Source organism: Pseudomonas sp. Irchel s3a10 (assembly GCF_900187525.1).
Classification (GTDB): domain Bacteria; phylum Pseudomonadota; class Gammaproteobacteria; order Pseudomonadales; family Pseudomonadaceae; genus Aquipseudomonas; species Aquipseudomonas koreensis_G.
This window is the reverse complement of sequence record NZ_FYDR01000001.1, coordinates 1,177,457-1,190,577: the sequence shown is the minus strand read 5'-3', so window position 1 is coordinate 1,190,577 and position 13,121 is coordinate 1,177,457. Positions and strand designations below refer to the sequence as shown.

Sequence of the window (13,121 nt, the reverse complement as noted above, 5' to 3'; positions counted from 1 at the left end):
GGGTTTTCGACCCTTTCATTTTCATCCGCACAAGGAATGCGCCATGCACCGCTATGCTCAAAAACTCCACCAATTGCTTCGGAGTCTGCTGCTTTTGTCTTTTATTACCGCCACCGGCGCTCAGGCTGCTGAAAAGATCGACCTGATCATCGACACCGACCCGGGTGCCGACGACGTGGTCGCCTTGTTGTTCGCCCTGGCATCGCCGGATGAACTGAACATCCGCGCCTTGACCACCGTGGCCGGCAATGTGCGCCTCGACAAGACTTCGCGCAACGCGCGCCTGGCCCGCGAGTGGGCAGGGCGCGAGGATGTTCCGGTCTATGCCGGTGCGCCAAAGCCACTGATGCGTACGCCGATCTACGCCGAGAACATCCATGGCAAGGAAGGCCTGTCGGGTGTCACCGTGCATGAGCCGAAAAAAGGCCTGGCCGAAGGCAATGCGGTCAACTACCTGATCGATACCCTGAAAAAAGCCAAGCCGCACAGCATCACCATCGCCATGCTTGGCCCGCAGACCAACCTGGCGCTGGCGCTGATCCAGGAGCCGGAGATCGTCAATGGCATCAAGGAAGTGGTGATCATGGGCGGTGCGCACTTCAATGGCGGCAACATCACCCCGGTGGCCGAATTCAACCTGTTCGCCGATCCGCAAGCGGCGGAAGTGGTACTCAAGAGCGGCGTGAAACTGACCTACCTGCCGCTGGACGTGACCCACAAGATCCTCACCAGCGACGCACGCCTGAAGCAGATTGCCGCGCTGAACAACAACGCAAGCAAGATCGTTGGCGACATTCTCAACGAGTACATCAAGGGCGACATGGAGCATTACGGCATCCCGGGCGGCCCGGTGCATGACGCTACCGTCATCGCTTACCTGCTCAAGCCTGAGCTGTTTACCGGTCGTTCGGTGAACGTGGCCATCGACAGCCGCGAAGGGATCACCTTCGGCCAGACCGTCGTCGACTGGTACGACGGCCTGAAGCAACCGAAGAATGCATTCTGGGTCGAGAACGGCGATGCCCAGGGCTTCTTCGATCTGCTGACCGAGCGTCTGAAGCGCTTGAGGTAAGGCATGAACCCGCAGGTGCCAGCCTGCGGGTCACTACTCCCTCTCAGCGTCCTGCGCGCCCTTGTTCTCGTGTTGATAGCGTTCGAAAACCTGGGCGATAAACGTCTGCGCACCTTGTGTGCCCATGGTCTTGACCAGCAGATCGATGCTGATCAACGCCAGCTCCTCCGAACTGCCAGGGCTATACGAACTGTGCCCTTTAGGCCAAAGAACCTTGATGTCGGCGGTGATGCTTACAGTGCTCATGGATGTGCTCGAAAAGTCAGGAATGTCTGCGTCCGAGTTAACCATTTTGTCGGGCGTTTGGCACTGCGACTTAGGCATGAGCGCGTCGCTATGCGACACTTGGTCTTTTGCGGTTGATCCAAGGAATGTGCTGTGCAGATCGATTTGAACACCCCCGACGGCCTGACACTCGACGCTGTGCGCCAGTTACTGGCGTCGGCCAGCGATGATGTGCACACGCAGCTGCGCGTGACCAAGGGCGGGATTGCCTATATTTCTTCCGGCGTGACGGGTGGCCAGGACATAGATGGCCTGCTGTTTCGCCTGGAGACCTGGGCCAAGGGTTCGGGGTATGTCGGCAACGTCGCGGCCAGTGATGAGGTCTGGGTGATGCAGATTTTCAACGCGCTGAAAGCCAACTGGCCGAATCCGCCGCTCGATTACATCGACGTCTATTGAGCTGCGTTAATATTCGGTGACGATTGTCTGAAGATGCGATGCCCGCTCTTCAGGCAGACTCGGCATTTTTCCGGGTCGTGGGGCAGGGTGATGGCACCGGCTGTGAAACCAAACGCCGGATTGGCGGTCGCACGATCTCAGCTTAACCATTTGAAAAAAGGAGGCTTCATGCCTTTGAAGTTCGCGTCTCTGGGTGCACTTATGACCGTTGCCATGTTGGCCGGCTGCAGCACAACCTCTAGCGAGTCGGCAAAGGATTCCGTGGCGACCGATGCCGGTCACAGCCGCTGTGAAGCAAAGGCAGCGGAATTTGCCATCGGTAAAAAGGCGTCGCCGGAACTGCTCGATCAGGCTCGTGCCAAGGCTGGCGCGCAAAACGCTCGCTTCCTCAAGCCAACCGACATGATCACGCTGGAGTACCGTTCCGATCGCTTGAATCTGAACACTGACAACAACCTGGTGGTCACCCGCGTCAACTGCGGCTGATCACAGAGCGCTTTTGTTGCAGGCATAAAAAACCCCGTCACATGGACGGGGTTTTTTTAGTGCGCCAGGAAATTACTCTGGGCGAACTTGTGCAGCTTGCATACCCTTTTGGCCTTTCTCAGCCACGAAAGAGACGGTCTGGCCTTCTTTCAGGCTTTTGAAACCGTCGGATTCGATAGCTTTGAAGTGTACGAACAGGTCGTCACCGCCACCTTGAGGAGTGATGAAGCCGAAGCCTTTTTCATCGTTGAACCATTTAACGGTGCCGGTTTGGCGATTAGACATGGTGTATCTCCAAGAAACATATATTTTCAGTAGTACTGTGCTGCTCAGGCCAACTGGGCACACCCGGGTATCATAGTCGAAATGTTCGCTTTGGTAGCCCCCCGGACGTGCTGTTTGCCAATCAGTCGTGTTTTCTTTACCGCCTTATTCGACTGAAAGCCCCGGTTTACAAGGCTTTTGGCAGAACGTAAAGACAATAAAAAAACCTGTAAAACCTGCATAAATCGTCTGAAAAGGCGCAAATTCAGCCCTTTTCAGGAGCGCTGAACCCGCTCATAAGACGTTTTCAATCACTTTTTCGCCGGTGTATTTGCCTTGCATTTGGCAATTTGGCCTAGCGCTTTCTGCTGCAGTTCAGGGGTGGCCTTGTTGTCCATCAGTGCCTGAATGTCGGCGGCAGGATACGACTTGATGGCATCAGCACCACAAGCACAGTGCGACTTGGCCGCAGCTGCGCCAATTTGCGGAGTCGCCGCTTGAGTGCACTGCGCCATATACTTCTCGCGCTCGCCCTTCGGCCAGTCGGCGTGGGCGCTCAGCGGCAGCAGCAAAACGATAGGGGCGACTACGGCGAACAGGGTATTCAGACGCATGCGAGGATGCTCCTTTTGGGTCAATGTCTTGTTATCTGAGGGCTGAAAGGCCAATCAAGTTCAGCACTCTGGCATAAAAACAGACGATTTGCCTTGTGATCAAACAGAGGCATAAATGACCGCTCATCTGTGCTAGCATGCCCGGCTCAAGCGTTCTCAGGCTCCGGACGGCCTTCAGCCCCGGCAGCGGTCAGCGTGCGAAAAATTCTGATTTGAATCCCAGTCACTCTGGTTCGGTTTTCCGGTTGGCCGCAAGGCTCCTGCCGCTGTAAGGCAGGCGTTCGTCATTGAATGGCCTGGATCGGATCTTGTACTGGCTCATCCCAACCCACGTGACCTTTGGTAGGGGTCACCACTAGGAGAGGAGGCGCCATGCCAACTATTACTCTTCCCGACGGCAGTCAACGTTCATTCGATCACCCGGTTTCCGTAGCCGAGGTCGCCGCATCCATTGGTGCCGGCCTGGCCAAGGCCACCGTGGCCGGCAAGGTCAACGGCAAGCTGGTCGACGCCTGCGACATCATCGACAGCGACGCGACGCTGCAAATCATCACGCCAAAGGATGAAGAGGGGCTGGAGATCATTCGCCACTCTTGCGCGCACCTGGTTGGCCATGCGGTCAAGCAGCTGTACCCGACTGCGAAAATGGTCATCGGGCCGGTCATCGACGAAGGCTTCTATTACGACATCGCCTTCGAACGTCCTTTCACTCCGGACGACATGGCCGCCATCGAACAGCGCATGCATCAGCTGATCGACAAAGATTACGACGTCATCAAGAAAGTAACTCCGCGTGCCGAAGTGATCGAAGTGTTCAAGGCTCGTGGCGAAGACTACAAGCTGCGCCTGGTCGAGGACATGCCGAACGAGCAGGCCATGGGCCTGTACTATCACGAAGAATACGTCGACATGTGCCGCGGCCCGCACGTGCCGAACACGCGCTTCCTGAAATCCTTCAAGCTGACCAAGTTGTCCGGCGCCTACTGGCGCGGTGATGCCAAGAACGAGCAACTGCAGCGCGTTTACGGTACTGCCTGGGCAGACAAGAAGCAGCTGGCGGCTTACATCCAGCGCATCGAAGAAGCTGAAAAGCGCGACCACCGCAAGATCGGCAAGCGCCTGGGCCTGTTCCACACCCAGGAAGAAGCGCCGGGCATGGTGTTCTGGCACCCGAACGGCTGGACCCTGTATCAAGTGCTCGAGCAGTACATGCGCAAGGTGCAGCGCGACAACGGCTACCTGGAGATCAAGACTCCGCAAGTGGTTGATCGCAGTCTGTGGGAGAAATCCGGACACTGGGCCAACTACGCCGACAACATGTTCACCACCGAGTCGGAAAGCCGCGACTACGCCATCAAGCCGATGAACTGCCCGTGCCACGTGCAGGTGTTCAACCAGGGCCTGAAGAGCTACCGCGAGCTGCCGATGCGTCTGGCCGAGTTCGGTGCCTGCCACCGTAACGAGCCATCAGGTGCGTTGCACGGCATCATGCGTGTGCGTGCGTTCACTCAGGACGACGCCCACATTTTCTGCACTGAAGAGCAGATGCAGGCCGAATCCGCTGCGTTCATCAAGCTGACCATGGACGTTTACCGCGACTTCGGTTTCACCGATGTCGAGATGAAACTGTCCACTCGTCCGGAAAAACGCGTGGGTTCCGACGAGCTGTGGGATCGCGCCGAAGCGGCACTGGCTGCAGCCCTTGATTCCGCGGGTCTGCCGTATGATCTGCAGCCGGGCGAGGGTGCGTTCTACGGTCCGAAAATCGAGTTCTCGCTGAAAGATTGCCTCGGTCGCGTCTGGCAGTGTGGTACCTTGCAGCTCGATTTCAACCTGCCTGTCCGTCTCGGTGCTGAATACGTCTCCGAAGACAACAGCCGCAAACACCCAGTGATGTTGCACCGGGCGATCCTCGGTTCCTTCGAGCGTTTCGTCGGGATTCTGATCGAGCATTACGAAGGTGCATTCCCTGCGTGGCTGGCGCCAACCCAGGCAGTGATCATGAATATCACTGATAAACAGGCAGATTTTGTTGCAGAAGTAGAAAAAACTCTCAACGAAAGCGGATTTCGTGCCAAGTCCGACTTGAGAAATGAAAAGATCGGCTTTAAAATCCGCGAGCATACTTTGCTCAAGGTTCCCTATCTTTTGGTTATCGGAGATAAGGAAGTCGAGATGCAGACTGTCGCTGTGCGTACTCGTGAAGGTGCTGACCTGGGCTCGATGCCCGTCGCCCAGTTCGCTGAGTTTCTCGCGCAAGCGGTTTCCCGGCGTGGTCGCCCAGATTCGGAGTAATTATTATTAAGCGTGAAATGAGACAAGATAAACGAGCTGCACCGAAAGCCCCGATCAACGAGAATATCTCGGCACGCGAGGTTCGGTTAATTGGCGCTGATGGCGAGCAGATTGGCATCGTCTCGATTGATGAAGCGCTTCGTATTGCTGAAGAAGCAAAGCTTGATCTGGTAGAAATCTCTGCTGACGCAGTCCCACCGGTTTGCCGGGTGATGGACTACGGCAAATCGATCTTCGAGAAGAAGAAGCAGATTGCAGCAGCGAAGAAAAACCAGAAGCAGATTCAGGTAAAAGAAATCAAGTTTCGTCCAGGGACGGAGGAAGGGGATTACCAGGTAAAACTGCGCAACCTGGTACGTTTCCTGAGTGACGGGGACAGGGCCAAGGTATCCTTGCGATTCCGCGGCCGTGAGATGGCCCACCAGGAGCTGGGGATGGAACTCCTCAAGCGGGTTGAAGCTGACCTGCTCGAGTACGGTTCGGTCGAACAGCATCCTAAGATGGAAGGACGCCAGCTGATCATGGTCATCGCCCCGAAAAAGAAGAAGTAATCAACAGGGCACGGCAGGCCTTCTGATTATGTTTATCAACTGAATGCGGAGTATCCGAACATGCCAAAAATGAAAACCAAAAGTGGTGCTGCTAAGCGGTTTCTGAAAACTGCTAACGGTATCAAGCACAAGCACGCTTTCAAGAGCCACATCCTGACCAAAATGTCGACCAAGCGTAAGCGTCAACTGCGCGGTAGCAGCTTGCTGCATCCGTCTGACGTGGCAAAAGTCGAGCGCATGCTGCGCCTTCGTTAATTTTAGTCAAGAATAGAGGAAGTAACTCATGGCTCGTGTAAAGCGTGGCGTCATTGCCCGTAAGCGTCACAAAAAAATTCTGAAACTTGCTAAAGGCTACTACGGCGCACGCTCCCGCGTATTCCGTGTTGCCAAGCAAGCGGTAATCAAGGCAGGCCAATACGCCTACCGTGACCGTCGTCAGAAAAAACGTCAGTTCCGCGCTCTGTGGATCGCTCGTATCAACGCTGGTGCTCGTGTTAACGGTCTGTCCTACAGCCGTTTCATCGCTGGCCTGAAAAAAGCGTCCATCGAGATCGACCGTAAGGTTCTGGCTGATCTGGCAGTGAACGAAAAAGCGGCGTTTGCTGCGATTGTCGAGAAAGCTAAAGCCACCTTGGCTTAAGTACCCCCGACAGTCACCCGGCCTCACCTCTGTGGGGCCAGGTGTTAAACGTCATAAATAGGGGAAGAGCCTTCAAGCTCTTCCCCTATTTTGTATCTGGAGTCTGTACATGGAAAACCTGGATGCGCTGGTCTCTCAAGCACTAGAGGCTGTGCAAAGCGCTGAAGATATCAATGCCCTGGAGCAAATCCGGGTTCAATACCTTGGCAAAAAGGGTGAATTGACTCAGGTGATGAAGACCCTGGGGAATTTGCCGGCAGAAGAGCGTCCGCAAGTCGGCGCCCTGATCAACGTTGCCAAGGAGCGTGTTACAGGCGTTCTCAATGCGCGCATGGCTCTGTTTGAAGAAGCCGAGCTGGCTGCCAAACTGTCTGCCGAATCCATTGACGTGACGTTGCCGGGCCGCGGCCAGACCTCTGGTGGTCTGCATCCGGTGACCCGGACTCTGGAGCGAGTCGAGCAGTTCTTCACCCGCATCGGCTACGGCATCGCCGAAGGCCCTGAGGTCGAAGACGACTATCACAACTTCGAAGCGCTCAACATCCCAGGCCACCATCCGGCCCGGTCGATGCATGACACCTTCTACTTCAATGCGAACATGTTGCTGCGCACCCATACCTCGCCGGTACAGGTCCGCACCATGGAGTCCAAGCAGCCGCCGATCCGCATCGTCTGCCCAGGCCGTGTGTATCGCAGCGACTCCGATATCACCCACTCGCCGATGTTCCACCAGGTCGAAGGCCTGCTGGTCGATCGCGACATCAATTTCGCCGATCTCAAAGGCACCATCGAAGAATTCCTGCGGGTGTTCTTCGAAAAAGAGCTGGCCGTACGTTTCCGTCCTTCGTACTTCCCGTTCACCGAGCCATCCGCTGAAGTCGACATGGAATGCGTGATGTGCAGCGGTAAAGGCTGCCGCGTCTGCAAGCAGACCGGCTGGCTGGAAGTCATGGGCTGCGGCATGGTCCATCCGAACGTGCTGCGCATGTCCGGCATCGATCCGGAAGAGTTCTCCGGCTTTGCTTTCGGCATGGGCGTCGAGCGTCTGGCAATGCTCCGTTACGGCGTGAACGACTTGCGTCTGTTCTTCGACAACGACTTGCGGTTCCTCGCGCAATTTCGCTAGTCGTAACGAATTCTTAGGAGAGCAGGATGAAATTCAGTGAACAATGGCTGCGTGGCTGGGTTAGCCCGCAGGTAAGTCGCGACGAGCTGGTTGCTCGTCTGTCGATGGCGGGCCTGGAGGTCGATAGCGTGACCCCGGCCGCCGGTGTATTCAGCGGCGTGGTAGTGGGCGAGGTGCTGAGCACCGAGCAGCACCCTGATGCCGACAAGTTGCGTGTGTGCCAGGTCAGCAATGGCGCGGAAACCTTCCAGGTCGTGTGCGGTGCGCCAAACGTGCGTCCGGGCCTGAAGATTCCGTTCGCCATGATCGGCGCCGAATTGCCGGGCGACTTCAAGATCAAGAAGGCCAAGCTGCGCGGCGTCGAGTCCAACGGCATGCTGTGCTCGCAATCCGAGCTGCAGGTCGGTGAAGGCAACGACGGTCTGATGGAGCTGCCGGCCGATGCGCCAGTGGGCGAAGATTTCCGCGTGTACCTGGATCTGGAAGACGCCAGCATCGAGGTCGACCTGACCCCGAACCGTGGCGACTGCCTGTCGCTGGCCGGTCTGGCCCGTGAAGTGGGTGCGCTGTACGACACGCCCGTCGCTCGCCCGGTGGTCATGACCATTGCGGCTGTGCACGACGAAGTGCGTCCGGTAGAAGTGCTGGCGCCTGCCGCCTGCCCGCGTTACCTGGGTCGCGTCATCCGTAATGTTGACCTGTCCAAACCAACGCCGCTGTGGATGGTTGAACGTCTGCGCCGCGCCGACGTGCGCAGCATCGACGCTGCCGTCGACATTACCAACTACGTGATGCTCGAGCTGGGTCAGCCGCTGCACGCTTTCGATCTCGCCGAAATCAATGGCGGCATCCGCGTGCGCATGGCGGAAGAGGGCGAGAAGCTGGTTTTGCTCGACGGTCAGGAAGTCAGCCTGCGTAGCGATACGCTGGTGATCGCCGACCATACCCGCGCTCTGGCGATTGCCGGTGTGATGGGTGGCGAGCACAGCGGTGTGTCCGCGACCACTCGCGACGTTTTCCTGGAAAGTGCGTTCTTCGATCAGATCGCTGTGGCTGGCAAGGCTCGCTCCTACGGCCTGCACACCGACGCTTCGCATCGTTACGAACGTGGTGTGGACTGGCAACTGGCCCGTGAAGCCATGGAGCGCGCCACTGGCCTGCTGCTGGAAATCACCGGTGGTGAAGCCGGTCCGATCATCGAGACCGTCAGCGAGCAATACCTGCCGTCGATCGCACCGATCACCCTGCGTGCTCAGCGCATCACCCAGATGCTGGGGATGGAAATGGATTCGGCTCAGGTCGAGCGTCTGCTCAGCGCCTTGGGTCTGAAGATTTCCGCTGACGGCGTAGGGCAGTGGCGCGTAGAAGTGCCAAGCCATCGCTTCGACATCAGCCTGGAAGTCGATCTGATCGAAGAGCTGGCGCGTCTGTACGGCTACAACCGGCTTCCGGTTCGTTATCCGCAAGCGCGTCTGGCGCCACAAGCCAAGGCTGAAGCACGCAGCGAATTGCCTGAACTGCGTCGTCTGCTGGTAGCCCGTGGTTATCAGGAAGCGATCACTTACAGCTTCATCGATCCCAAACAGTTCGAGCTGTTCAACCCGGGCGTTGAGCCGCTGTTGCTGGCCAACCCGATTTCCAATGACATGGCGGCCATGCGTTCCTCGCTGTGGCCAGGTCTGGTCAAGGCGTTGCAGCACAACCTGAACCGTCAGCAGGATCGCGTGCGTCTGTTCGAAAGTGGTCTGCGTTTCGTCGGTCAGTTGGAAGGTCTGAAGCAAGAGCCGATGCTGTCGGGTGTCGTTTGCGGCAGCCGTCTGCCGGAAGGTTGGGCGCAGGGTCGCGACACCGTCGATTTCTTCGACGTGAAAGCTGACGTCGAAGCGGTGCTGGGCTTTGCCGGTGCACTGGATACCTTCACTTTCACTCCGGGTAAACACCCGGCGCTGCACCCGGGTCAAACCGCGCGCATCGAACGTGACGGGCGTGAAGTCGGCTTTATCGGTGCGATTCACCCCGAGCTGTCCAAAGCCTTGGGCCTGGATCGTCCGGTCTTCGTCTTCGAGCTGGTTCTGGCTGAAGTCGCCTCCGGAAAAATGCCGCAATTCCACGAGTTGTCGCGTTTTCCTGAAGTGCGTCGTGACCTTGCACTGATCGCGCACAAAGACGTCGCGGCCTCGGCTGTATTGGACGTAATCCGTGAAAATGCAGGCGAATGGCTCACGGATCTCAGGCTGTTTGACGTGTATCAGGGTAAAGGTATTGATCCTGATAGAAAAAGCCTTGCAGTCGGCTTGACCTGGCAGCATCCATCGCGCACTCTTAATGACGATGAGGTGAATTCGACGACGCAAAATATCCTCACCTCGCTCGAACAAAGGTTGAACGCCACGTTAAGGAAGTGACGTATGGGGGCTTTGACGAAAGCTGAGATGGCGGAACGTCTGTATGAAGAGCTGGGCCTGAACAAGCGGGAAGCCAAGGAATTGGTAGAACTGTTTTTCGAGGAAATCAGGCACGCTCTTGAAGACAACGAGCAGGTCAAATTGTCCGGTTTCGGCAATTTCGATCTTCGGGACAAGCGCCAGCGGCCTGGCCGCAACCCGAAAACGGGGGAAGAAATCCCGATCACGGCTCGCCGTGTGGTCACCTTTCGTCCAGGGCAGAAGTTGAAGGCCCGAGTTGAGGCTTATGCTGGAACCAAGTCATAACGACGAACTACCCGTCATCCCGGGCAAACGCTACTTCACCATTGGTGAAGTCAGCGAGCTGTGTGCGGTAAAACCGCACGTGCTGCGCTACTGGGAGCAGGAGTTTCCTCAACTCAACCCCGTCAAACGCCGCGGAAACCGCCGGTATTATCAGCGCCAGGACGTGCTGATGATCCGGCAGATCCGCGCGCTCCTTTACGATCAAGGGTTCACCATCGGCGGCGCGCGTTTGCGCTTGTCCGGTGATGAAGCCAAAGACGACACCACCCAGTACAAGCAAATGATCCGCCAGATGATCGCTGAGCTTGAAGATGTGCTGGTGGTTCTCAAGAAATAAAAAGCTGCGTTTGAATACTTCCAGTTTTCAAAAGCTTGCGCTATATTCTTGAGCGCTCTTCGAGATGAAGGGCCGGTTTCAAACCAGTCGGGGCGTAGCGCAGTCCGGTAGCGCACTAGCATGGGGTGCTAGGGGTCGAGTGTTCGAATCACTCCGTCCCGACCATTATTCCTGAGTAAAATCAGACACTTAAGCCGATCATTTAGATCGGCTTTTTTGTGCCTGCGCAAAGCTCGCGCAAAAAAAGGTCGCTGGATGAAAAGTTTGGATCACTTGATAGACAAGCGGGATCCGGCGCTGCCCATCATTGAAAAAATGCTGGGGGACGCCGTACTCAACTATCAGTTACTCACTCCCTCCACCGAAAATGGCAGAGTTCTTTCAGGTCTTCAGGTCACGACTAAATCGACTTTGGGTGCGATCGCCTTCGAAACGGGTGGGCTGCTGATTGATCACGGCTGGTTACGCGTGCTCGGCTCCGGGCATCCGCAATTACCGAGAAATCTTCTGGATTGGAATAGCGGCCGTGCTGATGCTTATATGTTGGTCGCCGACGATGCCGCTGGAGGTTTTTTTGCTCTCAATGGCGGTGGTTTGGGTGAAGAGGTTGGGGCGATGTATTACTGGGCGCCTGACACGCTGTTGTGGGAGCCATTGCACATTGCTTACACCGACTTTCTGGGTTGGGCGTTGAGTGATCGGCTCGCGACCTTCTACGACGGTTTGCGCTGGAACGGCTGGATTCGCGACCTGCAGGCGCTGGAAGCGGATCAGTGCTTTTCGTTTTTCCCGTTTCTCTGGACTCGGGAAGGCTCAGTCGAAAAGAGTCGCCGTACGGCGATTGATGTTAGCGAACAGTTCGAAATGAATGTCGAGTTGGCACGCAAGCTCGGCAAAGGTTCTGCGCAGTTACTCTGATGTCGGGTTGATACTCTGCCTGCCAGGGCTGAAGATGCTCGCTCAAATACACGAATGTTGCAGGCCACATCTTTTCCGTCATTGGTTCATAAGAAAATGGATAAGTTATCTCGCTTGAATTCACTTTTGATTCAGCACAATGCGGTCGTTTCGCTGAATATCGAAATTCAAGACTTCAAGTACAACCTGGCCTTGACGATGTCGTCGCTCGATGACGCGGCAGAAAACACTATCACCATAAATTTTCAGGATGTCAGTGCGCTTAATCTAAGTGGATTTGGCGGCGGATTGACTCAATTCATGGAGCTCGTCGTTACCCGAATCGATCGTGGGCTCGACAGAATCAGATATGAATTAAGAGACGTAGAGGACGAAAAAATTTCCTTCTACTTCTTTACCTTCAGCGAGCCGAGCCATGCGCAGCAGTATTGCGGGGTTTGATAGGCCGTACTGTCAGTGCGCTCGCCTCTGATGCGCCACTAAATATTGGCGATCGGTTGCCGATACTCAGTCATCTAAATTCCGATCGAGCGAAGGCGCATGGACATCAGCAATACCAGCAGTGAATATCAAAAGCCGAAAAATCTCGCAGGGCTGGGCCGTCGCTGGGGTGGGCAGATCATCGATACGTTGATCACCTACTTTTTGATCCTCTTCGTAGGACGGCTGGCGGAGTTTATTGGTTTGCCGCCAAATGCGGTGGCTGTCCTGGCTCTTGGTACGGGTGTGTCGTATTACCTGTTTTCCGATGCAATGCCCAATGGGCAAAGCCTGGGTAAAAAGCTGCTGGGGATGTCGGTGATTGATGAGCGTAGTTACTTGAACTGCAATCTGTATCAATCGTTCATACGCAACATCACAACGCCGTTTCTGAACATCCTCGACTGGATTTTCATCTTCTTTGGCTCGCGCAAACGTCTGGGCGACATGCTTGCGTCGACAATTGTGATTCGTGTCAGGTGAGTCAAGTGGGGCGGCGGCAGCCGCCCAGGTATTAAGGTTTCGAATCTTGCTTAATGTCCTCCGAGTCACTGGAGGTTGCGGCGTCCTTCTGCGTTTCTTGCGGTTCGGCGCCGGAGTTTGAACCTGACGCTTCTTCGCCCTTTTTATTGGCTTTTTCCTCGTTGGACTCGGAGCTGTGCGCCTGATTTGTCTCGGAGGAGGCCGTCGGTGTTGCTGCCGAACTGGTCTGCGTGAGGAACGAGCCAGTCAACAGCAGGCTTGCAAGCGTCAGGGTTGCAATCGACTTGTTCATATCTGAGTCTTCCGCGCGATGGGGGGTAACTCATTGGAGGCATGAACGGGCCTAAGGTGCTGGCCGTTGGACGAGCGGTAAAGTCACAGATACCCGGCCCAATGTGAAAGTAGAAGGATTTCTACCAAGCCGACCACAAACATGACCGCGACAAAACGGCGCGAAAAC

Annotated in this window: 18 protein-coding genes and 1 tRNA gene; 15 read left to right on the top strand and 4 right to left on the bottom strand. The window is 56.1% G+C overall.

Annotated features, from left to right (window positions below; translation table 11 throughout):
• Window positions 1–43: 43 nt before the first annotated feature.
• Window positions 44–1,072, top strand: coding sequence for a nucleoside hydrolase (locus CKW11_RS05325; protein WP_095136708.1), 1,029 nt, complete (start codon window positions 44–46; stop codon window positions 1,070–1,072).
• A gap of 33 nt (window positions 1,073–1,105) precedes the next feature.
• Here CKW11_RS05325 and CKW11_RS05320 read toward each other — a convergent pair whose 3' ends face one another.
• Window positions 1,106–1,318, bottom strand: a complete 213-nt coding sequence (locus tag CKW11_RS05320) for a hypothetical protein (protein ID WP_027611555.1) — start codon at window positions 1,316–1,318, stop codon at window positions 1,106–1,108.
• Window positions 1,319–1,450: 132 nt separating this feature from the next.
• Between CKW11_RS05320 and CKW11_RS05315 the strand changes: the two genes are divergently transcribed.
• On the top strand, window positions 1,451–1,756 hold the full coding sequence (locus CKW11_RS05315; RefSeq protein ID WP_095136707.1) for a hypothetical protein: 306 nt from the start codon (window positions 1,451–1,453) through the stop codon (window positions 1,754–1,756).
• A 168-nt stretch (window positions 1,757–1,924) separates the two neighbouring features.
• Window positions 1,925–2,242, top strand: a complete 318-nt coding sequence (locus CKW11_RS05310; protein WP_095136706.1) for an I78 family peptidase inhibitor — start codon at window positions 1,925–1,927, stop codon at window positions 2,240–2,242.
• 72 nt (window positions 2,243–2,314) lie between these two features.
• On the opposite strand, the gene CKW11_RS05305 is transcribed toward CKW11_RS05310, so the two are convergent.
• Window positions 2,315–2,527, bottom strand: a complete 213-nt coding sequence (locus CKW11_RS05305) for a cold-shock protein (protein ID WP_003179963.1) — start codon at window positions 2,525–2,527, stop codon at window positions 2,315–2,317.
• A gap of 290 nt (window positions 2,528–2,817) precedes the next feature.
• Window positions 2,818–3,120 carry a hypothetical protein gene (locus tag CKW11_RS05300; protein ID WP_095136705.1) on the bottom strand — a complete coding sequence of 101 codons (303 nt, stop codon included), beginning with the start codon at window positions 3,118–3,120 and terminating at the stop codon, window positions 2,818–2,820.
• Between the two features lie 372 nt (window positions 3,121–3,492).
• Here CKW11_RS05300 and thrS point away from each other — a divergent pair, with 372 nt between their 5' ends.
• From thrS to CKW11_RS05240, 12 genes are all read left to right on the top strand, one after another.
• Window positions 3,493–5,415, top strand: coding sequence for a threonine--tRNA ligase (gene thrS, locus CKW11_RS05295; protein ID WP_003226368.1), 1,923 nt, complete (start codon window positions 3,493–3,495; stop codon window positions 5,413–5,415).
• Entirely contained in the window at window positions 5,415–5,966 is a 552-nt protein-coding gene (gene infC / locus CKW11_RS05290) for a translation initiation factor IF-3 (RefSeq protein ID WP_170929410.1), read from the top strand. The genes thrS and infC overlap by 1 nt, the downstream gene beginning before the upstream one ends.
• A 60-nt stretch (window positions 5,967–6,026) precedes the next feature.
• Window positions 6,027–6,221: a 50S ribosomal protein L35 gene (gene rpmI, locus CKW11_RS05285; protein WP_002553160.1), complete on the top strand. Its 195-nt coding sequence runs from the start codon at window positions 6,027–6,029 to the stop codon at window positions 6,219–6,221.
• Between the two features lie 28 nt (window positions 6,222–6,249).
• Window positions 6,250–6,606: a 50S ribosomal protein L20 gene (rplT, locus tag CKW11_RS05280; protein WP_002553161.1), complete on the top strand. Its 357-nt coding sequence runs from the start codon at window positions 6,250–6,252 to the stop codon at window positions 6,604–6,606.
• Between the two features lie 109 nt (window positions 6,607–6,715).
• On the top strand, window positions 6,716–7,732 hold the full coding sequence (gene pheS, locus CKW11_RS05275; protein WP_003226365.1) for a phenylalanine--tRNA ligase subunit alpha: 1,017 nt from the start codon (window positions 6,716–6,718) through the stop codon (window positions 7,730–7,732).
• 26 nt (window positions 7,733–7,758) lie between these two features.
• Window positions 7,759–10,137 carry a phenylalanine--tRNA ligase subunit beta gene (gene pheT / locus CKW11_RS05270; protein ID WP_095136704.1) on the top strand — a complete coding sequence of 793 codons (2,379 nt, stop codon included), beginning with the start codon at window positions 7,759–7,761 and terminating at the stop codon, window positions 10,135–10,137.
• Between the two features lie 3 nt (window positions 10,138–10,140).
• On the top strand, window positions 10,141–10,443 hold the full coding sequence (gene ihfA / locus CKW11_RS05265; protein WP_002553164.1) for an integration host factor subunit alpha: 303 nt from the start codon (window positions 10,141–10,143) through the stop codon (window positions 10,441–10,443).
• A complete protein-coding gene (locus tag CKW11_RS05260; RefSeq protein ID WP_003179985.1) occupies window positions 10,424–10,780 on the top strand; it encodes a MerR family transcriptional regulator in 357 nt (118 codons plus the stop codon). Before ihfA ends, CKW11_RS05260 begins: the two co-directional genes overlap by 20 nt.
• A gap of 88 nt (window positions 10,781–10,868) precedes the next feature.
• A tRNA-Pro gene (locus CKW11_RS05255) sits at window positions 10,869–10,945 on the top strand.
• A 90-nt stretch (window positions 10,946–11,035) separates the two neighbouring features.
• Window positions 11,036–11,698: a DUF2625 domain-containing protein gene (locus CKW11_RS05250; protein WP_095136703.1), complete on the top strand. Its 663-nt coding sequence runs from the start codon at window positions 11,036–11,038 to the stop codon at window positions 11,696–11,698.
• A 96-nt stretch (window positions 11,699–11,794) separates the two neighbouring features.
• Window positions 11,795–12,139 carry a hypothetical protein gene (locus tag CKW11_RS05245; RefSeq protein WP_095136778.1) on the top strand — a complete coding sequence of 115 codons (345 nt, stop codon included), beginning with the start codon at window positions 11,795–11,797 and terminating at the stop codon, window positions 12,137–12,139.
• Window positions 12,140–12,238: 99 nt separating this feature from the next.
• A complete protein-coding gene (locus tag CKW11_RS05240) occupies window positions 12,239–12,661 on the top strand; it encodes an RDD family protein (RefSeq protein WP_095136702.1) in 423 nt (140 codons plus the stop codon).
• Window positions 12,662–12,692: 31 nt separating this feature from the next.
• Here the strand turns inward: CKW11_RS05240 and CKW11_RS05235 are convergent, their stop codons facing one another.
• Window positions 12,693–12,953: a hypothetical protein gene (locus CKW11_RS05235; protein ID WP_095136701.1), complete on the bottom strand. Its 261-nt coding sequence runs from the start codon at window positions 12,951–12,953 to the stop codon at window positions 12,693–12,695.
• Window positions 12,954–13,121 lie beyond the last annotated feature (168 nt).

Coding starts and splice junctions, on each gene's coding strand:
- CKW11_RS05240 (WP_095136702.1), top strand. CDS start 12,239: ATGGACATCAGCAATACCAGCAGTGAATATCAAAAGCCGAAAAATCTC.
- CKW11_RS05320 (WP_027611555.1), bottom strand. CDS start 1,318: ATGAGCACTGTAAGCATCACCGCCGACATCAAGGTTCTTTGGCCTAAA.
- pheS (WP_003226365.1), top strand. CDS start 6,716: ATGGAAAACCTGGATGCGCTGGTCTCTCAAGCACTAGAGGCTGTGCAA.
- pheT (WP_095136704.1), top strand. CDS start 7,759: ATGAAATTCAGTGAACAATGGCTGCGTGGCTGGGTTAGCCCGCAGGTA.
- CKW11_RS05305 (WP_003179963.1), bottom strand. CDS start 2,527: ATGTCTAATCGCCAAACCGGCACCGTTAAATGGTTCAACGATGAAAAA.
- ihfA (WP_002553164.1), top strand. CDS start 10,141: ATGGGGGCTTTGACGAAAGCTGAGATGGCGGAACGTCTGTATGAAGAG.
- CKW11_RS05310 (WP_095136706.1), top strand. CDS start 1,925: ATGCCTTTGAAGTTCGCGTCTCTGGGTGCACTTATGACCGTTGCCATG.
- CKW11_RS05235 (WP_095136701.1), bottom strand. CDS start 12,953: ATGAACAAGTCGATTGCAACCCTGACGCTTGCAAGCCTGCTGTTGACT.
- rplT (WP_002553161.1), top strand. CDS start 6,250: ATGGCTCGTGTAAAGCGTGGCGTCATTGCCCGTAAGCGTCACAAAAAA.
- CKW11_RS05260 (WP_003179985.1), top strand. CDS start 10,424: ATGCTGGAACCAAGTCATAACGACGAACTACCCGTCATCCCGGGCAAA.
- CKW11_RS05250 (WP_095136703.1), top strand. CDS start 11,036: ATGAAAAGTTTGGATCACTTGATAGACAAGCGGGATCCGGCGCTGCCC.
- CKW11_RS05245 (WP_095136778.1), top strand. CDS start 11,795: ATGGATAAGTTATCTCGCTTGAATTCACTTTTGATTCAGCACAATGCG.
- rpmI (WP_002553160.1), top strand. CDS start 6,027: ATGCCAAAAATGAAAACCAAAAGTGGTGCTGCTAAGCGGTTTCTGAAA.
- thrS (WP_003226368.1), top strand. CDS start 3,493: ATGCCAACTATTACTCTTCCCGACGGCAGTCAACGTTCATTCGATCAC.
- CKW11_RS05300 (WP_095136705.1), bottom strand. CDS start 3,120: ATGCGTCTGAATACCCTGTTCGCCGTAGTCGCCCCTATCGTTTTGCTG.
- CKW11_RS05325 (WP_095136708.1), top strand. CDS start 44: ATGCACCGCTATGCTCAAAAACTCCACCAATTGCTTCGGAGTCTGCTG.